Origin of the sequence: Myxococcus sp. XM-1-1-1, assembly GCF_020037095.1 — a bacterium.
In the GTDB taxonomy this organism is placed as follows: domain Bacteria; phylum Myxococcota; class Myxococcia; order Myxococcales; family Myxococcaceae; genus Myxococcus; species Myxococcus fulvus.
This window is the reverse complement of the sequence record NZ_JAIQDH010000021.1, coordinates 38,946-56,081: the sequence shown is the minus strand read 5'-3', so window position 1 is coordinate 56,081 and position 17,136 is coordinate 38,946. Positions and strand designations below refer to the sequence as shown.

General features: G+C 69.3%; 19 protein-coding genes, 1 tRNA gene and 2 pseudogenes. 15 read left to right on the top strand and 7 right to left on the bottom strand.

What is annotated here, in order from left to right; genetic code table 11:
• Window positions 1-7 precede the first annotated feature (7 nt).
• From K8640_RS32000 to K8640_RS31960, 9 genes are all read left to right on the top strand, one after another.
• Window positions 8-307 carry a hypothetical protein gene (locus K8640_RS32000; RefSeq protein WP_074957907.1) on the top strand — a complete coding sequence of 100 codons (300 nt, stop codon included), beginning with the start codon at window positions 8-10 and terminating at the stop codon, window positions 305-307.
• Between the two features lie 3 nt (window positions 308-310).
• On the top strand, window positions 311-1,651 hold the full coding sequence (locus K8640_RS31995; RefSeq protein WP_223750549.1) for an AgmX/PglI C-terminal domain-containing protein: 1,341 nt from the start codon (window positions 311-313) through the stop codon (window positions 1,649-1,651).
• A gap of 34 nt (window positions 1,652-1,685) precedes the next feature.
• Entirely contained in the window at window positions 1,686-2,132 is a 447-nt protein-coding gene (locus tag K8640_RS31990) for a cyclic nucleotide-binding domain-containing protein (RefSeq protein WP_223750548.1), read from the top strand.
• 87 nt (window positions 2,133-2,219) lie between these two features.
• Window positions 2,220-2,780 (top strand): hypothetical protein, encoded by a 561-nt coding sequence (locus K8640_RS31985; RefSeq protein WP_141332047.1) that lies wholly within the window; start codon window positions 2,220-2,222, stop codon window positions 2,778-2,780.
• A gap of 115 nt (window positions 2,781-2,895) precedes the next feature.
• Entirely contained in the window at window positions 2,896-4,161 is a 1,266-nt protein-coding gene (locus tag K8640_RS31980) for a hypothetical protein (RefSeq protein WP_223750547.1), read from the top strand.
• Between the two features lie 46 nt (window positions 4,162-4,207).
• On the top strand, window positions 4,208-4,822 hold the full coding sequence (locus K8640_RS31975; RefSeq protein WP_141332045.1) for a polysaccharide biosynthesis/export family protein: 615 nt from the start codon (window positions 4,208-4,210) through the stop codon (window positions 4,820-4,822).
• Between the two features lie 122 nt (window positions 4,823-4,944).
• Window positions 4,945-5,790 carry a hypothetical protein gene (locus K8640_RS31970; RefSeq protein WP_223750546.1) on the top strand — a complete coding sequence of 282 codons (846 nt, stop codon included), beginning with the start codon at window positions 4,945-4,947 and terminating at the stop codon, window positions 5,788-5,790.
• Window positions 5,787-6,731 carry a RimK family alpha-L-glutamate ligase gene (locus K8640_RS31965; protein WP_223750545.1) on the top strand — a complete coding sequence of 315 codons (945 nt, stop codon included), beginning with the start codon at window positions 5,787-5,789 and terminating at the stop codon, window positions 6,729-6,731. Before K8640_RS31970 ends, K8640_RS31965 begins: the two co-directional genes overlap by 4 nt.
• Window positions 6,732-6,788: 57 nt before the next feature.
• The gene (locus K8640_RS31960; protein ID WP_223750544.1) at window positions 6,789-7,178 is read left to right on the top strand and encodes a hypothetical protein; all 390 of its coding nucleotides are present in this window, start codon (window positions 6,789-6,791) and stop codon (window positions 7,176-7,178) included.
• Window positions 7,179-7,181: 3 nt separating this feature from the next.
• On the opposite strand, the gene K8640_RS31955 is transcribed toward K8640_RS31960, so the two are convergent.
• The 6 genes from K8640_RS31955 to K8640_RS31930 form a co-directional block, all read right to left on the bottom strand.
• Window positions 7,182-8,000 carry an inositol monophosphatase family protein gene (locus tag K8640_RS31955; RefSeq protein WP_223750543.1) on the bottom strand — a complete coding sequence of 273 codons (819 nt, stop codon included), beginning with the start codon at window positions 7,998-8,000 and terminating at the stop codon, window positions 7,182-7,184.
• Between the two features lie 15 nt (window positions 8,001-8,015).
• Window positions 8,016-8,573 carry a TlpA disulfide reductase family protein gene (locus tag K8640_RS31950; RefSeq protein ID WP_141332040.1) on the bottom strand — a complete coding sequence of 186 codons (558 nt, stop codon included), beginning with the start codon at window positions 8,571-8,573 and terminating at the stop codon, window positions 8,016-8,018.
• A 1-nt stretch (window position 8,574) separates the two neighbouring features.
• On the bottom strand, window positions 8,575-10,047 hold the full coding sequence (gene mpl / locus K8640_RS31945; RefSeq protein WP_223750542.1) for a UDP-N-acetylmuramate:L-alanyl-gamma-D-glutamyl-meso-diaminopimelate ligase: 1,473 nt from the start codon (window positions 10,045-10,047) through the stop codon (window positions 8,575-8,577).
• A complete protein-coding gene (locus K8640_RS31940; protein ID WP_223750541.1) occupies window positions 10,040-11,230 on the bottom strand; it encodes a serine hydrolase in 1,191 nt (396 codons plus the stop codon). Before K8640_RS31940 ends, mpl begins: the two co-directional genes overlap by 8 nt.
• Window positions 11,227-12,126 (bottom strand): LD-carboxypeptidase, encoded by a 900-nt coding sequence (locus tag K8640_RS31935; RefSeq protein WP_223750540.1) that lies wholly within the window; start codon window positions 12,124-12,126, stop codon window positions 11,227-11,229. Before K8640_RS31935 ends, K8640_RS31940 begins: the two co-directional genes overlap by 4 nt.
• A 200-nt stretch (window positions 12,127-12,326) precedes the next feature.
• Window positions 12,327-12,399: transfer RNA gene (locus tag K8640_RS31930), tRNA-Asn, on the bottom strand.
• A 193-nt stretch (window positions 12,400-12,592) separates the two neighbouring features.
• Here K8640_RS31930 and K8640_RS31925 point away from each other — a divergent pair.
• Window positions 12,593-13,741: an RsmB/NOP family class I SAM-dependent RNA methyltransferase gene (locus K8640_RS31925; RefSeq protein WP_370640421.1), complete on the top strand. Its 1,149-nt coding sequence runs from the start codon at window positions 12,593-12,595 to the stop codon at window positions 13,739-13,741.
• Between the two features lie 132 nt (window positions 13,742-13,873).
• Window positions 13,874-14,263: a hypothetical protein gene (locus tag K8640_RS31920; RefSeq protein ID WP_223750539.1), complete on the top strand. Its 390-nt coding sequence runs from the start codon at window positions 13,874-13,876 to the stop codon at window positions 14,261-14,263.
• Between the two features lie 22 nt (window positions 14,264-14,285).
• Here K8640_RS31920 and K8640_RS31915 read toward each other — a convergent pair whose 3' ends face one another.
• A complete protein-coding gene (locus K8640_RS31915) occupies window positions 14,286-15,107 on the bottom strand; it encodes a transposase (RefSeq protein WP_223750639.1) in 822 nt (273 codons plus the stop codon).
• A 64-nt stretch (window positions 15,108-15,171) separates the two neighbouring features.
• Here K8640_RS31915 and K8640_RS31910 point away from each other — a divergent pair, with 64 nt between their 5' ends.
• From K8640_RS31910 to K8640_RS31895, 4 genes and pseudogenes are all read left to right on the top strand, one after another.
• Window positions 15,172-15,567 (top strand): hypothetical protein, encoded by a 396-nt coding sequence (locus tag K8640_RS31910; protein ID WP_223750538.1) that lies wholly within the window; start codon window positions 15,172-15,174, stop codon window positions 15,565-15,567.
• Between the two features lie 175 nt (window positions 15,568-15,742).
• Window positions 15,743-15,931 (top strand): annotated as a pseudogene (locus K8640_RS43310) (hypothetical protein); the annotation flags it as partial.
• Window positions 15,932-16,105: 174 nt separating this feature from the next.
• Window positions 16,106-16,504, top strand: a complete 399-nt coding sequence (locus K8640_RS31900) for a hypothetical protein (protein ID WP_223750648.1) — start codon at window positions 16,106-16,108, stop codon at window positions 16,502-16,504.
• A 148-nt stretch (window positions 16,505-16,652) separates the two neighbouring features.
• Window positions 16,653-16,932 (top strand): annotated as a pseudogene (locus K8640_RS31895) (DDE-type integrase/transposase/recombinase); the annotation flags it as partial.
• Window positions 16,933-17,136 lie beyond the last annotated feature (204 nt).

The window sequence follows — 17,136 nt, the reverse complement described above, 5'->3', positions numbered from 1 at the left end:
GACCTCCATGCGTGCCCCTCTCACCCTCTTCGTGCTGCTCGCCGCCGCGCCCGTGCTCGCGCAGGACAAGTCCACGTCCTCCGCCACGAGCACCGCCCAGCAGACCTCGGCCACCACCGAGGCCGCCGCCGCGAAGAAGGCACCTCGCAAGGTCATCCGCCTGGACGCGCTCACCGTCGAGGGACGCATCCAGAAGCCCCAGGCCTTCTACATCCTCCCCCGCTCCAACCTGAGCTTCGACGAGCTCAACCGCACGGAGAGCTTCGTGCCCAAGGTCGAGAAGAGCGTCGAGCAGGAGCCCTTCTAGTCCATGGCAGCCCCTTCGCCAGCCAAGCTGCTCCGCGTCGGCCTCATCCAGAACGGCCAGATCGTCGAGGAGCACCACGTCCGTCGTGAGACCGTCACCATCGGCCACGACGCGCGCAACACCATCGTCCTGCCCGCCTCGGACGACAGGCCCGCGCGCTTCAGCGTCTTCGAGAACCAGGGCCAGCAGTTCCAGCTCGTCATCAACGAGTCCATGAAGGGCCGCGTCAACCTGGGCTCGTCCGACGTGGACTTCGATGCGCTGCGCTCCCAGGGGCTCGCCTCGCGCCGTGGAGACCTCTACGTCCTGCCGCTGCAGGAGACCGCCCGCGGCAAGGTGGAGCTGGGCGACGCCACCCTCTTCTTCCAGTTCGTCGCGCCCCCCGCCGAGGAGGAGCGTCCGCTGCTCCCCTCGGACGTGCGCGTCAGCCGCTGGAAGACGATGGACCGCGTCTTCTTCGGCATCCTCGCCATCTCGCTCCTGGTCCACTTCTCCGGCGCCGCCATCATCCTCTCCGCCGAGGCCCCCAAGGAGCAGGAGCTGGCGTTGGATCAGCTCGATGACCGCTTCGTGCGCGCCATCATCCCCCAGCGCCCCATCGAGCCGCCCAAGCCCACCGCGCCCGGCCCCGCCGAGGCCACCAAGGAAGAGCCCAGGACGGCCGAGGCCGCCACCGACAAGCCCGCCGAAGCGAAGCCCGCCGCCCGCGCCGCCGCCGAGCGCCACGCGGAGATGGTGAAGAAGGTCTCCGACAAGGGCCTCTTGAAGATGCTCGGCTCGAAGGGCTCCGGCTCCGGCGCCTTCCAGGACGTGCTGGGCGGCGCCAGCGGCGGCAACGACATCGTCGCGGCCCTCCAGGGCGCCGGCGGCGTGGGCGTGGCCAACGAGGCCTCCGTGGGCAAGGGCAACGGCCCTCGCGGCGGCGGCACCGGCACCGTGACGGGCATCGGCGAATTGGGCACCCAGGGCGGCGGCAAGGTCGACCTGGGCACCAAGAAGGAAGTCGACGTGAAGGGCCGCGTGCAGGACGCCGCCCCGGAGGTCGACAGCTCCGAGGTGGACCGCGACGCGCTCGCCCGCTACGTGCGCGCGCGCAAGGGCGCCATCCAGAGCTGCTACGAGAAGGAGCTCAAGCGAAACCCCAGCCTCAAGGGCAAGGTGGTGGTGCGCTTCTCCATCACCCCCTCGGGGCGCGTGGGCGACTTCGACATCGACGAGAACACGCTCGGCAGCGAGGCCGTGGCCAGCTGCATCCGCGCCGCCATCCGCGCCTGGGTGTTCCCCTTCAAGCCCGACTCGGACGCCACCGTTTCCTACCCCTTCGTCTTCTCGCCGACGGGGTAGGCTGGCGCGTCCGAGCCCGGGCTCCGAGGGGACCATGGAGAAGCTGGCCGTCATCGCCGCCTCACCGCTGTTCGAGATGCTCGCCCCGGAGGAGCTGTCCCGCCTCGCCGAGCTGGCGCGGACGCTCCACTACACCGCCGGCGAGGTCATCTTCGAGGAGGGGGACCTGGGCGACAGCCTCTTCCTCCTCATCCGGGGTCAGGTGGAGGTCGCCCGCAGGGGCCCGGACGGGTCGCTGCATCCGCTCGCGCGGCTGTCTCCCCCCGAGTTCTTCGGGGAGATGGGCCTCATCGACAAGGACCACCGCTCCGCCACCGTGCGCGCGCACACGGACGCCCACCTGCTCCAGCTCACCGCCCAGGACCTGCGCGTCTTCCGCCAGAGCCACCCCGACGGGTTCACCTTCGTCGTCATCAACATCGCGCGAAGCCTGGCTGCCCGACTGCGGGACGCCAATGCCCGGCTCTCCGGTAACCACTGAATAACTGGGGGGTTGTTGGTTTGACACCCCCCTCCCCGCCTTCTACGCTTTGATCCAATGGCAAGGGCCGGGAGAGCCGTGAGGCGTATGCGCACTGTCGGAATGGTCGCCGTCGTCGTCGCCACAGGAGTGGCCGTCGCGCAGGGGCCGGTGCCGTCTCCCCGAGCCCCCGCCGCCACCGCCACGCTCGAGAAGGCCAGCGAGGTGCCGGACGCGCAGAAGCTGGAGCGCAGCACCCAGGCCCTCGGCGTCATGCGGGACGTGCTCCGCCAGGTCATCGGCAAGGTGGAGGAGGCGCGCCGCACCAAGGACGTGGTGAAGCTCAACTGCGCCAACGAGAAGCTGACCCAAATCAAGGGACTGCTGCGCATCTCCGAGCAGGCCGACGTGTCGCTCCAGGAGTCGCTCACCCGGCGCGAGGTCTCCACCAGCGAGCATGAATTCACCAAGGTGATGATCGCCCGGCAGAAGGTCGGTCAGCTGCGCTCGGAGGCCGAGGAGTGTATCGGCCAGCTCGCCTTCCGCACCGACGAGAACCTCTTCATCGAGGTCGAGGAGCCGGAGAACCTGCCGGGTGGAGACCCCACCCGCCCGCCGCCTCCGGACGTCGTGCTCGTCCGTCCGCCACCAGCCAGCCCCGTCAATTAGCCCCCGTGTGCCCTCTGGCTCATCGGACGAGTGCCCGTCCTTTGTCGAACAATTCTTCGGACCCTGAAAACGCGCGTGCTATGACGCCCCGAGTCGCGGGAAGCCAATCCAAGTCATGACGCTGCGAGGGACATTCTGGGGCACGGTCTGCGGGCTGGCGCTGACAGCGCACGCCGGCGTGGCCTCCGCCCAGGAAGCGCTCTCCGCGCCCGCCACGGGCGGCAATGGCATCAAGGTGGGCAACGGCCGGCTGCACCCGTACTTCGAGCTGGAGACGCGGGTGGACAGCGGCGTGGGCTACTTCGGCCGCACGCAAGGCGAGAACTATCCCGGCGGCGTGTCCCCCGACTTGTCCGGTGAGGTGGCGCTGCGCTTCCGGCCGGGCTTCAAGCTGGACATCCCGTCGCAGAAGCTCGCGTTCAACCTGAACGCCAACCTGGACTACGTGCTCTTCACCGGCTTGATGACGCCGGGCTCGAAGGCGGCCTCTCACATGGAGGGCGCGGCGGACCTGTCGGCGCGCCTCAACCCGGAGGCTCCGCTGTCGCTGGAGCTGTCGGACCAGTTCGTGCGCTCGGACCGCACGCGCACGGCGGCCATCGCGGCGGGAATCCTGAGCCTCTACAACGAGGCGCGCGTGAAGATGCCGTGGAAGCCGGGCGGCGGCGCGGTGGAGGTGACGCCCAACGTCGCCTACGCGGTGGAGTTCTTCGAGCCCCTGGCCGCCCAGGCCCCGGTGGACTGCGGCGACGGCGTCTGCGACCCCGTGCGCGCGGACCAATTCGACTACGGCAACCTGCACCTGGGGCTGGAGAGCCGCTGGCGCTTCCTGCCGAAGACGGCCTTCGTGCTCGACACGGGCGTGGACGTGCGCCGCTACTTCAACGACGGCGGGCCGGACGCCCAGGTGCTGCGCGCGATGGTGGGCGTGGCGGGCCTGGTCTCTCCCAAGGTCGCGGTGACGGCGAAGGCGGGCTGGGCGCAGACCTTCGGTGACGTGAGCGGCGGGACGGTGATTGCCCAGCTGGAGGGCACGTACCTGTACAGCCAGACGTTGACCTTCAAGGGCGGCTACCTGCGCATGCTGGAGCCGGTGGCGGCGTACGGCACGTTCCGGGACGACCGGGGCTACGCCGAGGCGCGGGCCCTGTGGGGCGGCAAGCTGACCGTGCGCGTGGCGGGCATGGTGGACTTCCTGAGCTTCGAGGGCAGCCGTGGGGACACGGTGGTGACGGTGGACGCGGGGCCCGAGTACCAGTTCCGTCCGTGGCTCACCGGCGCCTTCGGCTACACGCTGAGCAAGCGCTCCTCCAACGTGGAGGGCGGCGGCCTGAACTACACGCGGCACGAGGGGTATGCTCGCCTCGCCGTGACGTACTGAGCGCCCGAGCCACCGGGCACCCTCCCCTACCTGGGTCTCCTCCCGGATGAGAACGCTCCGCCTGTCCCTCGTCGTGCTGCTGTCCGGCGTGCTGTCCGCGTGCTTCGGCTCCGCGCAGCGCCCTCCTCCGCCCGTGCCCACGCCCGCCGCGGAGGCCGGTGAGGCCCGAACGGGAGGCGGCACGCTGGGGCCTGGTGACGTGGTGGAGGTGCGCGTGTTCCAGGAGCCCGAGCACTCGGGCACCTGGCGCCTGTCCCCCGAGGGCACCATCGACTATCCGCTGTGCGGCAAGGTGCCGCTGCGCGGGAAGACGCCCAGCACCGCGGCGGACGCGCTGCGCGAGTGCCTGTCGCGCTACGTGCGCAGGCCGCAGGTGTCGGTGCTGATCCGCGAGTACAACTCGCAGAAGGTGTTCGTCTTCGGCGAGGTGCAGAAGCCCGGCACCTTCCCCGTGGATGGTGAGATGTCCATCGTCCAGGCGATTACCCTCGCGGGTGGCTTCACCAAGCTGGCGGCGAAGAACAACACGCTGGTGACGCGCGTGGTGGATGGGCAGGAGCGCAAGATTCGCGTGCCCGTCGAGGACATCGGCGTGGGGCGGGAGAAGAACTTCATGCTCCAGCCCGGCGACATCGTCTTCGTGCCGGAGAGCTTCTTCTAGGCGGGGCTCGCCCCACCGCGGTCGCGTTCAAGGAACTCGGCTCCGAGTTCCCGCGGACCTGCTCAGGTCGCTTCGCACCCGTCTCGTCGCGGTGTGCTCGCGCGGTGCAGACTGCGAGGTGCATGCGCCACCTCGTGCTCATCGGCTCCGAGTCGTTTCCCTTCGTGCGTGACGTGCTCCGCGCACAGGCCACTCACGCGGACGTGCGTGTCGTCGAAGTGTCGCTGGAGGAATGGGGCGGCGCTGTCACGCCGTGGGTGGAGGTGGTCGGCGGACGCTTCCACGCGGGGCTCATCGGCCCGTGGGGTGAGCTGGAGCTGGGGCCCGAGGATGTCCTCTGGTGCCTGTCCGAGGGCGCGCTGCCGCCAGCGGAGAGCGACTACCTGCGCTCGGAGCACGAGGCCCTGCGCGACGGCTTCCACACATGCTGTCCCGCGCGGGTCATCAACCGACGCGGTCTGCTCTCACCGCTGTGGACGACGGCGATGTGGCGGGTGATTGCACAGAAGCTGCCGTTGCCCGACGCCACGAGTGTCCTCGCGCCACCCCACTTCCACCTGGGCACACCGCCCGAGGACGGACAGCGGTGGACCCGCTGGCCCGAGGAGGTGGGGACGCGGCAGGGTGAAGTGTGGTGGACGGTGCCCGAGCCCGGCCCGCTGAGGCAGGCCCTGGTGATGGGCTCGCACGTCACGCTCTGGCCGCTAGAGTTCGAGGAGTCGCCGCCCGTCCTCCCTCCCTCGCTGGAAGCGGATCTCACGCGACTGGCCGCGGACTGCGGCGCGGAGGTCCTCGAGGTCCTCCTGGTGACGTCGGGCACACCGGAGGCTCCGCGCTGGACGGCCCTCCAGTTGGGCACGTCGCCCGAGAGCCTGGAGCGCCTGCTGGCGCAGGAGGACGCCGCGGCCCTGGCGCAGGTGGAGCGCTTCCTCGCCGAGCGGCTCACGAGCACGGAGGTCGCGCGATGATCCTCGTCATGGGGCCCGTGGACGAGCTGCTCACGGCGTTCTTCTTGAAGCACCTCACCGACACCGGACGCGAGTACCTCTTCGTGGACGAGCGCCACCTGGGCGTCGACGTTCGCCTCGAGCTGGAGCTGCCGCAGGGACCTCCGGGACTGGGCCGTCTGCGCGGCGCGGTGTGCTTCCCCACGTGGCGTGTCGGGCTGGAGCGCATCTCCGGCATCTACTCGCGGCTAGGGACGGGCAACCTCGAGCAGGCGCCCACGCCCCAAGTCCGCGCCGAGCAGGCCCACGCCGCGGCGCTCCTGGACCTGTTCCCCGGGCCCGTGGCCAACCGCGCCACCGCGATGCTCTCCAATGGCAGCAAGCCGTGTCAGTACGCCGCCATCCTCGCCTCGGGCCTGCGCGTGCCGGACACCCTGGCCGGAGGCACCTGGGAGCGCTGGGAGCACTTCGCGCGAGGACTGGACGGAGACCCCGTCATCAAGTCCGTCAGCGACGAGCGCTCCCTCGTGAAGCAGGTGTCGTGGGAGGCCACCCGCGCCTCGGCCCGACCCGGCAAGCCGCTGGCGCCGCACCAGTTCCAACAGCGCATCCCCGGCAACAATGTCCGCGCCCACGTCATCGGCGCCCACCACGTGCTGGCCTGCCGCGCGGTGACGCAGGCCCTGGACTACCGCCACCCCGACATGACGGGCCACGCGGTGAGCCTGGACGTGGTGGAGCTGCCCGAGCCCGTCGCCCAGGCCTGCCGCCAGCTGTCCCGCGCGCTCGGCCTGGACCTGGCCGGCATCGACCTCATCGAGCCTCCGGGTGGCTCCTCTCGACCCGAGGACTGGGTCTGCCTGGAGGTGAATACCTGCCCGGGCTTCATGTGGTTCGAGCAGAACACGGGCCTGCCCATCTCCCGGCGACTTGCGGATTTCCTGGACGCCCCGTTAACCTGATGACGCTGTAATTTTCCTGGGTCATGGGAAACCCGGGAAGCAGCGAGGGGGCATCACATGTCGAAGCTGTCGACCGAGGCAGGGCTGATTTCGTCGAGCGATCTTCCGAAGCTGGCCGAGGCGGGCCACGTCGCGGCGCCCACGGTGGGCCACAGCGCGGAGGAGCTGCGCCAGGCGGTGCGGGCGTCGCTCGCGGAGCAGTGGTCGCTGATGGGCGTGGTGGATTCGGCGAAGAAGGCGTCCGACTTGGGCAAGAAGGCGGCGGACGCGCTCACCGACAAGGGCAAGGACATCGAGGACAAGGCCACGCAGCAGGAGAAGGCCGCCCGCGATGAGGCCCACCGCAAGATGAACAACGACAAGTCGAAGAAGCACGGCAAGGAAGTGGGGGCGCAGGGGGCCACCACGAGCGCCTTCGCGCGGGCGCTGTCCGAGCTGCGCGGCTGAGCCTCAGGGGCGGGGCGTCCAGCCCAGCTCGTCGATGAAGTGCCTGGCCTCGGAGAGCAGCTCCGGGGCCAGGGCGGGCGCGGAGGCGATGACGTCTCCGCGCATCACGCTGAAGGGAGCCCCCGTGACGTGGCGGATGACGCCTCCGGACTCCTCCACCAGCAGCGAGCCCGCGGCGATGTCCCAGGGCTTGAGCCCGAACTCGAAGAACCCGTCGAAGCGGCCCGCGGCCACGTAGGCCAGGTCCATGGCGGCGCTGCCCGTGCGGCGCATGCCCTGGGCGCGCAGCACGAAGCGGGTGAAGAGCCCCACGGGGCCCTCGGGGTTCTCGCGCACGTCGTAGGGAAAGCCCGTGCACAACAGCGCGCGGTCCAACCGGTCCACGGCGCTGGCGCGCAGGGGACGTCCGTTGAGCGTGGCGCCCTGCCCTCTCGCGGCGGAGAAGAGCTCGTCCAGCATCGGGTCGTACACGGCGCCCGCCACGACGCCGTCCTTCGACTCCACGGCGACGCTGACGCAGAAGTGCGGCACGCGGTGGGCGTAGTTGGTGGTGCCGTCGAGCGGGTCCACCAGCCACCGCAGTCCGTCCGAGCCCGCCGACGCGCCGCTCTCCTCCGCGAGGATGGCGTGCGTGGGGTGTCGCTCACGGATGAACGCGAGCAGCGCCTCCTCGGAGGCACGGTCCGCGTCCGTCACCAGGTCGATGCCACCCTTGAGCTCGATGACGCGCTCGCCGAGGAAGCGGTCGGCGAGGATTCGACCGGCGAGACGCGCCCCCTCCTCCGCGGTGCGGCGCAGCTCGGCGGGGCTGTCGTCAGACATTCGGACTCCCACGGCTCACGGCGCGGGCTCGGCGAGCAGCGCCTCGAGCTCCGACTGGTACTTGGTGAGGAACTCCTCGTTGAAGCCCTCGTGGACATGACGGACGACGCCGCGCCGGTCGATGAAGTACGTCGTGGGCATGCCGCGCACCTTGAGGGTGCGCTCGGCCACCTGGGCGTTCTCGTCGAGGAGGATGGGCAGGCCCACCTTCACCTCTTTCAGGAACGCGGGGATGGCGCGCGAGTCCTCGTCGATGTTGAGCGCGTAGACCTTGAGGCCCTTGTTCGCGTACTCGCGCTGGAGGTTCTCGTAGAAGGGCAGCGCGTCCTTGCAGGGCTCGCACCACGTGGCCCACACGTCGAGCAGCACCACGCTGCCCTTGTCGCTGGCCAGGTCATACGGCTCGCCGCCCGGGTAGCGCTTCACCTGGAAGACGAGCGGCGCGTTGCGGTCCTCCGCGCCCTTCGCGTCGACGCCCGAGGGCGCCGGCTGCGTGAGGGGCGGCATCGACGGAGCACGGGCACAGCCGGCGAGCGACAGGGCACCGAGGACGACGGGCAGGCACAGGCGCATGTCAGGTCACCTCCCCGAAGCGGGCCTTCAAAGCCACGAGCAGCTTCTCGATGAAGCCACCGAAGGCGCCGTTGCTCATGACCAGGAGGATGTCCCCGGGCTGCGACTCGCGGGCGACCAGGTCGACCATGGCCTGCACGTCGGTGGAGCCCTCGGCGGCGATGCCTTGCGCCTGCAGGTCCGCGACGAGCTTGCGCACGTCGAGCTCCTCGCCCACGGGCACCTTGTCGTGGCGCTCGGGCACCTTGAGGCTGGCGCGGGCCGCGCCGGTGAAGGCGTGGGCGTAGTCCTCCTGGTGGATGTTGCGGCGGCTGGTGTTGGAGCGGGGCTCGAAGATGGCCCACAGCCGGCGCGTGGGGTAGCGGTGGTGGATGGCGGCGATGGTCTCGCGCACGGCCGTCGGGTGGTGCGCGAAGTCGTCCACCACCAGGATTCCACCGGGCTCGCCGCGAGGCTCCTGCCGGCGCTTCACGCCGCGGAACGTGGCCAGGCCGCTGGCGATTTCTTCGAAGGACAGGCCCAGCCCCCGCGCGGCGGCGATGACGCTGAGCGCGTTCTCCACGTTGTGCAGTCCCCCCATGGGCAGCGTCACGGTGCCGAGCACGGCGCCGCGCTCGACCACGTCGAACCGCGCGCCCTCGGGGCCGAAGGTGACGCTCTTGGGGATGTAGTCCGCGTCCGCGCCCTCCTTGGCGATGTACGTGACGACGCGACCCTTGCAGCCCTCGCGCGAGAGCTTCACGGCGTTGGGGTACGCGGCGCAGACGACGAGCTGACCGTCCTCGGGGATGAGGCGCACGAACTTCTCGAACGTGGCCTCGTAGTGGGGCAAGTCCCTGAAGATGTCCGCGTGGTCGAACTCCACGCTGGTGAGGATGGCGGTGCGCGGGCGGTAGTGGAGGAACTTGGAGCCCTTGTCCCAGTAGGCGGTGTCGTACTCGTCGCCCTCGACGACGAAGTGCGCGCCCTTCCCCACCCGGTAGTTGCCCGCGTAGTTCTGGGTGACGCCGCCGACGAGGAAGGACGGGTCCTTCCCCGCCTCGACGAGCACGTGGGCCATGAGGGACGACGTGGTGGTCTTCCCGTGGGTGCCGGCGACGACGATGGAGTGCGAGCGCTCGAGGAAGAGCGAGCCCAGCGCGGCGGGGAAGCTCATCTGCTTGAGGCCGCGCTCGCGGACGGCGGTGGCCTCGGGATTCACGCGGCGGATGACGTTGCCGATGATGACGAGGTCGGGGTTCGCCGCGTCCAGGTTCTCCGGACGGTAGGGCGAGGCGGCGGGGATGCCCCACGCCTTGAGCATGTCGCTCATGGGTGGGTAGACATTCTCGTCGCTGCCGGTGACTTCGTAGCCGGCGGCCTTGAGCATGCCGGCGAAGGAGCCCATGCCGGTGCCCGCCACGCCCACCAGGTGGACGCGGCGCACACTGCCGGGCTCGAGGGTGTCGAGGACGTTACCGTTGTCGTCAGCCATGCGTTCCCTGCGAGATGGCGGTGAGGCCGAGCGCCTCCACGACGAAGTCATGGAAGACGGGTCGGAAGTCGCGGATGCGCAGCTCCTGGCGGCCATTCGCCACGCGGTTGGTGACCAGCGCCACCACCAGCGAGCGGCGCAGGTCCACCCAGAGGCTCGTTCCAGTGAAGCCCAGGTGCCCGACGGCCCCCGGAGGTGAGTCGCCCACGAAGCGGCCCGCGCTGGAGCCCACTTGGGACGGCGAGTCGAAGCCCATCGAGCGCGTGCTGCCCGCCACCAGCGGGTCCGTGGCGAGCACGCGGTGCCACAAGGGCCCGGGAGCAATCACGGGGCTCGTCCCCGCGCAGCCCTCGAGCACCGCCTGGCCGAAGCGCGCCACGTCCACCGCGGTGCCGAACAGGCCCGCGTGTCCGGCGACGCCGTCCATCACCCAGGCGTTGTCGTCGTCCACTTCACCCAGGCGCGTGGGCGCGGAGGGCACGTCCTTCCACAGCGTCTCCTGTCCCGGCGCGGGCTCGCGGGGGCGCGTCGCGCCCGTGGGGGCCGGGGTGGAGTCCGCGGGGAAGTCGGTGAGTCGGTGGAAGCGGGCCTGGAGGCCGAGGGGCTCGGCGACGTGGCGGGAGAAGAGCGTGTCGAGCGGGGCGTTGGCCGCGCGCGAGAGGATTTCGCCGAGGAGGATGAAGCCCACGTCGCTGTAGGCCGTGCGCGTGCGAGGCGGCGCGGCGAGCGGCGTGGCGGCGGCGGCCCGGAGGACCTCGTCACGCACCTGGGCGCGGGTGGCCGAGGGGCAGGCGGCGTCGAGCAGCTCGGGGTGCTGGGTGAGGGCCTGGGCGAAGAACGGGACGAAGGGGGGCAGGCCGGAGCGGTGGTAGAGCAGGTCCGAGACGGTGGCGCCCGCGTCGCCCACGGGGGAGCCTGGGAAGAAGCGGGACACGAGGGTGTCGGGGCCCACCTTGCCTTCGGTCCACAGGCGCAGGAACAGGGCGGTGGTGCTGACGACCTTGGTGAGCGAGGCGAGGTCGAAGCGGGTGTCGCCCGAGGCCTTGCCGGCGACGCCACCGAAGACCTGGACGCCGCGGTGGAGGACAACGGCCTGGGCGGCGGGGAAGACGCCGATGCCCACGGCCTCGTCGAGCAGCGTCTGGAGGACGGCGACAGGGTGTTGTTCGGGAGGGGCGCTCATGGGCGCACGGCTCCTTCGAGGAAGGTGAGGCGCGCGGCGTCAGCGTCCAGGCGGACCTGGGTGCCGAGGGCCACGGGGTAGTTGAGGGTGCCGTGGCCGATGGGGAAGCCCGCGGCGCAGGGCAGACCGGATTCCTGGGCGAGTCCCCGGAGGACGTCGGCGCTGGAGTACTCCGCGTTGCGCTCCTCGCAGGCGGTGAAATCCCCGAGGACGATGCCGCGCACGCGGGAGAAGACGCCGGCGAGGCGCAGCTGGGTCCACATGCGGTCGAGGCGGTAGGGGCGCTCGGTGACATCCTCGAGGAGGAGCACGGCGCCGTCGAGGGGCGGCAGGTACGGGGTGCCCAGGAGGCAGGCGAGGACGGAGAGGTTGCCGCCGACGAGGTGGCCCTCGGCGGAGCCGGGGACGTAGGTGGCCGAGCCCGAGAGGGGTGGCGGGGGCTCGGGGGACTCGAGGAGGCGGAAGTAGTACTCGCGGACCTCGGGGGGCTGCTTGCCGAGCTGGGTGAGGACGGGCCCGTGGATGGAGACGCGGCCGAGGGCCTGGAGGGCGCCGTGGACGGAGGTCAGGTCCGAGAAGCCGGTGAAGAGGCTGGGGGCGGCGTCGGCGAGGTTCAGGTGCGGCAGGAGGCGGGCGCTGCCGTAGCCGCCGCGGGCGCAGAAGATGGCGCGGGCGGAGGGGTCCGTCAGGGCGTGGCCGAGCTCCTGGGCGCGGCGGGCGTCGTCACCGGCGAGGTAGCGGTGGACGGAGGAGATGTCGGGGCGGAGGGAGGGGGTGTAGCGCTCGGCGATGAAGGCGAGGCCGGCCTCGAACAGCGGGCGGTCGAAGGGGCCTGCGGGGGCGACGACGTGAACGGTGTCGCGGGGGCGGAGCGGGAGGGGCTTGAGCCAACGCACGGGCGCTTCATACCACCCGGGACACGGGGGGCCTTGGGATTCGAGTCCAGGTGTCCGTCGGAGCACGGCTCCCTGGTCGCTCGCGGCGCCCCTCCTCCGACCCAGCAACCGCCCGGCGCCAGGCCCCAGGCCCGTGGCTCGACGCGTGATGCTGGAAAGAAAAAAGGGCCCTATCGGAATCGATAGGACCCTTCGTTCAGCTCCCTGACGTGGACTCGAACCACGGACCTAGTGATTAACAGTCACCCGCTCTACCGGCTGAGCTATCAGGGAATATGTCCTCGCCGTGGTAACCGCGCCGCAGCGATGACGCGCTTTCTAGAGAACGGAGCCGCCCCTGTCAACAGTCCCGTTTGATCCGCTCTCCCGGCTCCAGGTCCAACCCTGGTCCGCGCTGGCGGGGCTTGCCTCGATTTCCTCGGAGGCCATCTCCCTCGTGCTCGCTGGCTCTCCGGCCGAGCGAGTCGTGGACCGCACGCTCCGGACCCATCGCACCCTCTCCAGTCCCCAACGCCAGGCGCTCAAGGAGGTCATCTACAACGTCGCCCTCTGGCGCCGCCGCCTCGACTTCCTCCTGGGCCACGCCAACGCGCCCCCGTCGCGCCTGCTCTTCGCATTCCTCCAGGGCCTCGCCCGGCGCCCAGCGTCCGAGGCAGCCGCCCTGGCTGGAATCGAGCCCGACCAGATTCCGCCGCTGAATCCGGCCCAGCCCCCTTCGCTCGCCCTCCGGCACTCCCTTCCGGATTGGCTCGCCGACCACTTCGCGCGGGAGCTGGGCCCGGAGGCAGACGACTTCTGCGCCCACCTCAACGTCCCAGGCCCCATCACCCTGCGTGTGAATCCGCTCCGCGACTCCCGGGAAGACCTGGCCATCCGCTTGCGCGCCGAGGGCCTTCCCACTCGCCCTGGAGCCTGGAGTCCACTGGCCCTCCATGTCGACGGGCCCCGTCCCAACCTCTATGCGTTGCCCTCCCTCCGAGAGGGCCGATTCGAGGTCCAGGACGAGGGCAGTCAGCTCCTGGGACTCCTCCTGGATGCCCGCCCCGGAGAGACCGTCCTCGACCTGTGCGCGGGGGCCGGAGGCAAGACGCTCCTGCTCGGCGCACAGATGCGCGACTCCGGTCGGCTCCTCGCCCATGACCCAGACCCCGAGCGACTGGACCGGCTCCTCCAACGTGTCTCCCGAGCGGGGCTCACGCGCGTCCAGGTCCTCAGGGCGCCACCCTCCCCGGGCCTCGACGCCGACCGCGTACTCGTGGACGCCCCCTGCTCCGAGCTCGGACCTCTTCGCCGCGGGCCGGATCAACGCTTCCGCGCCACCGCGAACGTCCTCACGCGCTTCCCACCGCTCCAGCTTGAACTGCTCCACCAAGCCGCGGCGCTGCTCCGCCCAGGAGGCCAGTTGGTCTATGCCACCTGCACCGTCAATCGTGCCGAGAACCAGGATGTCGTTACGGCCTTCCTGACCTCACGCCCTGATTTCCAACGCCTGCGCCCTGGCGAGGGCTGGCTCCCCGACGAGTGCATTCGCGATGACTTCCTCGTCGTCACGCCCCACCTGCACGGCACGGACGCCTTCTTCGCGGCGGTCCTGCAGCGCTCGACCGGGAAGTAGACGCACCTCACCGAACCTGAACTGTCTGACAAAGCCTCATGGGGTCTTGCCTTGGAAACGCCGTGACGAACAGAATCACTCTGTGGATTGAAGTCATGACGGTACTGGCCGGGGCATGTAAGGAGAACTGTCGTGGTCACCGTGGCTAAGCGTGCGCGAGAGAAGTGGTTTTCGGCCCACATCGTCTTGGTGATCATGCCGAAGGCGCGTGCCAATCGGGCGGCCGTGGATGTCTGGGAGAACATCGTCCTCATCAAGGCGGTGAACGCGGCCGCAGCCAAACGACAGGCCGCCAGCATGGGTCGGTTTCACGCCCGACAAAGCAAGACAGACGCCAACATCGAGTTTCGCGGCGTTCGAGCCGTTGTTGACGTCCTGCCCTCGCCCACCGGCAAAGCCACCTGGAATGAGATTCTTGAAAGCGGCGCGGAGGTCTCTTGCAACAAGCTGCAGTTCGCCTCACGGACGGAGCTCTCAAGATTCATGAAACTGCGAAAAGCCAAGGTCGAGTTGCTTTGGTAGGGAGGCCAGCCACCGCCCTGATTCACGCCTCGGCTGATTGACTCGGGCTCCAGCGAGAGCCGAGGAGACGGAGCACGGCTTGGGGCCGGGCGCGGAAATAGCCGAGCCCCGAGCGCAGAGCGTGCAGCAACTGCGTCAACTCGTCGAAGAGGACGTTGTGCGTGGCGAACTGGCGAAGAGGTCGCCACAGCCGCTCAATGGACTGAAGCTGAGGGCTGTAGGACGGCAGCCGGTACAACGTCTGGTGCGGGTAGCGTTGCAGGGCCCAGTCCACCGGACGTCCTCGGTGCCAAGGCGCATTGTCGATGATGATGACGACTGCTGCGTACACGTCGGCCGGGTAGGTCCGCGCCACGTCGAGCAGGTGGTGGGCAAATGCCACCTGCATCCGCTTCGTCTTGGACAGCCCGTCCTTCCGGCGCGTCCGGGTGCGGCTGCCATACAACCGGCTGGTGATTTCGCCCGTCACGGTGTTGACGGAGGCAATGGTATGCACCACGTCTTTGCAATCGCGGGTGCCGCTGAGGGGGCGCTCGCCCTTCAGTCCCAGGGCGGCCGTCAACGTGGGCACCATGGGAAAGCGTCCCTCGTCCTGGCTCGAATCAGGACTGCGCACGCAATGACGCGTTCGCTGAGGCGCACTTCTCGCTGGACTCGGATATTCCGGAGCCACACCTCTGATGGTGGAGGACCCACTGAAACCGGGACGCCGTGTGAAGGCCCCGCCGGCCTGTGTTCCAGGTGCTCTCCCATGTCCCTTGGAGTTGCGCGGGTCGCCCGGGTCTTCAGGCTTGAGTCCGTGGACTCGAACGCGGGCGAGGAACCCATTAGGGTGCGCCGCCATGCGATGCGACCACTGTTCCCGGTCCGAGACGACGGTCTTTGTTGAGCTGCACCACAACGTAGGCATGTTGTTCGCGCGGCGCTCCCATACGACGGCCGCCGACCTGTGCCGAGGGTGTCTGGGCAGGGCGTTCTGGCACCACACGCTGCGCAACGTCACCCTGGGCTGGTGGGGCACGATTTCCTTCTTCGTGACCTGGTACTACCTGCTGTCCAACATCGTCACCTACGTGCAGGCCCGCGCGGAGATGGGCCGCTCGCGCCGGCGCGCGGCGCCCGTCGTCAAGGAAGCCCGAGGCGCGGACGCGCTGCGAATCCTCCAGCCCTTCGAGCACAACATCCGCATGCATCTGCGCATGGGAGATGACCCCTCCGCCATCGCGCGCGACATGGCGCGACTGCATGGCGTGGAGGCCTCCGCCGCCCAGGCCTACGTGGAGCAGCTCCGCGGCTCCGCTTGAGGCACACCGCCAAGGGCGACGCCGCACACTCTTGAGTCAGCCCCCCTGTTGGCACAATCACTGCCTCGGAAGGACACGCCTGTCGGGTTCCAGACAGACGCCATGGGGAGGCCCAAGGCCCGGACGTGCCATTCATTAAGATGCAAATCCTTTACATGCCGACGGTCGGAACGGCATGCGAGGCACGCTGCTTTGCATGAAGTCAGTTCAGGCACGAGGCGGCCATTTCCGACAAGGCCTCGTCGAGTCGGAGAGGACTGGTATGCATCAATCAAACAGGCCTTCAATGAACAGGCGGAGCTTTCTTCGCGCGGGCGCGGTGTTAGGCATGGGCGCCGGCGGGGTGCTCCCCGTGCTGCCGTCCAAGGCATGGGCCGCAGAGGGGAGTGACCTCCCGGCCCCAACCGGGCCCTACGGTGTCCCCCCCTCGCCCGGGCGCGGCTATCAGACGCGCCCACGGATTGGTCCCAATCGGTTCAACACCGCATACGAGCCCCCAGGCATCATCCAGGGCGTTCCTACGGCGAGCCCAGACTTGATGACCCAGCCGCTGCTTGGGTCGTTGGATGGCGAAACCAAGGCAAGCAACCGGCAGGTGCGTTTCCGCAACACCTACGGTTCATTCATCTGGATTTGCATCGCGTTCCCCGCCACCGCCGCCTGTGGGGGCTCGCTGGGGGGGCACCTGACACGCGGGTGGTGGGGAATCGGCCTGAATCAGGAGGTCCATGTCCTCACGACGCAGGAATCGTGGGTCTACTTCATGGCCGAGGCCGATGATGGAGCAGGCTGGGGCGGGGACGCGCTCACCGCTTGTATCCCCGGGGACGGGAGCGCTTTCGACCACTGCAAGGAACAATGCCTGTTTGGCGACCGAAGGGTCGGGATGAGGGCGCGGACCTTCTCGTCCGACGTTGTCATCACCCTGAGCCGGTGATGGCGCACCACCGGGCATCCCGCGACAATCCATGGAGCTGCGGCGGGTTCGTTGAGTCCGCTCAACAACTTCCATACCCGCCGGAGCTCCGAGCGCGAATCGTCGAGTTGGCGAAGGCGGGACGGACGACGAGCAGCCTGGCCGAGGAGCGGGCTTTCTCTACCTGGCTGTCGTCATCGACGTGTGGAGTCGCAAGGTGGTGGGCTGGGCCATGGCCACCCACCTGAAGTCGGAGTGGGTCATCGCCGCGCTGGACATGGCCGTCGCCCAGCGCCAGCCCCGAGACGTCATCCATCATGACTCACGCAGAGGCCAGGATGGCTGTCGTCCAGTACATCGACGGCTGGTACAACCTGCGCCGGAGGCACTCCGCCCTCGGCGACCAGTCTCCCGCCAACGATGAGAAGAGGTACCGAACCGCGGCTTGACCCACCAAGTCGCCGGGACTCAACGAGACCGGTGTAACTCCACCGTTCTGCTGACGTCACGAGCCTGTCACAGCCACGCTCACGAGGCTTGCCTCAAGGCCCACCCTTCGGGGTGCTGACCGCCCTTCATCCCTTGGCACCGCGCGCAGATATCCCTGGGCTTCTCGTTCTCCAAGGACTCAGCGTGACCACATGGACAGAACT

Bases quoted from the DNA above. Each gene is read 5' to 3' on its own strand.
- K8640_RS31900 (WP_223750648.1), top strand. From the start codon at position 16,106: ATGACCCAGCCGCTGCTTGGGTCGTTGGATGGCGAAACCAAGGCAAGC.
- K8640_RS31955 (WP_223750543.1), bottom strand. From the start codon at position 8,000: ATGTCTGACGACAGCCCCGCCGAGCTGCGCCGCACCGCGGAGGAGGGG.
- K8640_RS31970 (WP_223750546.1), top strand. From the start codon at position 4,945: ATGCGCCACCTCGTGCTCATCGGCTCCGAGTCGTTTCCCTTCGTGCGT.
- K8640_RS31980 (WP_223750547.1), top strand. From the start codon at position 2,896: ATGACGCTGCGAGGGACATTCTGGGGCACGGTCTGCGGGCTGGCGCTG.
- K8640_RS31910 (WP_223750538.1), top strand. From the start codon at position 15,172: ATGTTGTTCGCGCGGCGCTCCCATACGACGGCCGCCGACCTGTGCCGA.
- K8640_RS31975 (WP_141332045.1), top strand. From the start codon at position 4,208: ATGAGAACGCTCCGCCTGTCCCTCGTCGTGCTGCTGTCCGGCGTGCTG.
- mpl (WP_223750542.1), bottom strand. From the start codon at position 10,047: ATGGCTGACGACAACGGTAACGTCCTCGACACCCTCGAGCCCGGCAGT.
- K8640_RS31995 (WP_223750549.1), top strand. From the start codon at position 311: ATGGCAGCCCCTTCGCCAGCCAAGCTGCTCCGCGTCGGCCTCATCCAG.
- K8640_RS31950 (WP_141332040.1), bottom strand. From the start codon at position 8,573: ATGCGCCTGTGCCTGCCCGTCGTCCTCGGTGCCCTGTCGCTCGCCGGC.
- K8640_RS31965 (WP_223750545.1), top strand. From the start codon at position 5,787: ATGATCCTCGTCATGGGGCCCGTGGACGAGCTGCTCACGGCGTTCTTC.
- K8640_RS31990 (WP_223750548.1), top strand. From the start codon at position 1,686: ATGGAGAAGCTGGCCGTCATCGCCGCCTCACCGCTGTTCGAGATGCTC.
- K8640_RS31940 (WP_223750541.1), bottom strand. From the start codon at position 11,230: ATGAGCGCCCCTCCCGAACAACACCCTGTCGCCGTCCTCCAGACGCTG.
- K8640_RS32000 (WP_074957907.1), top strand. From the start codon at position 8: ATGCGTGCCCCTCTCACCCTCTTCGTGCTGCTCGCCGCCGCGCCCGTG.
- K8640_RS31915 (WP_223750639.1), bottom strand. From the start codon at position 15,107: ATGGCGGCGCACCCTAATGGGTTCCTCGCCCGCGTTCGAGTCCACGGA.
- K8640_RS31960 (WP_223750544.1), top strand. From the start codon at position 6,789: ATGTCGAAGCTGTCGACCGAGGCAGGGCTGATTTCGTCGAGCGATCTT.
- K8640_RS31985 (WP_141332047.1), top strand. From the start codon at position 2,220: ATGCGCACTGTCGGAATGGTCGCCGTCGTCGTCGCCACAGGAGTGGCC.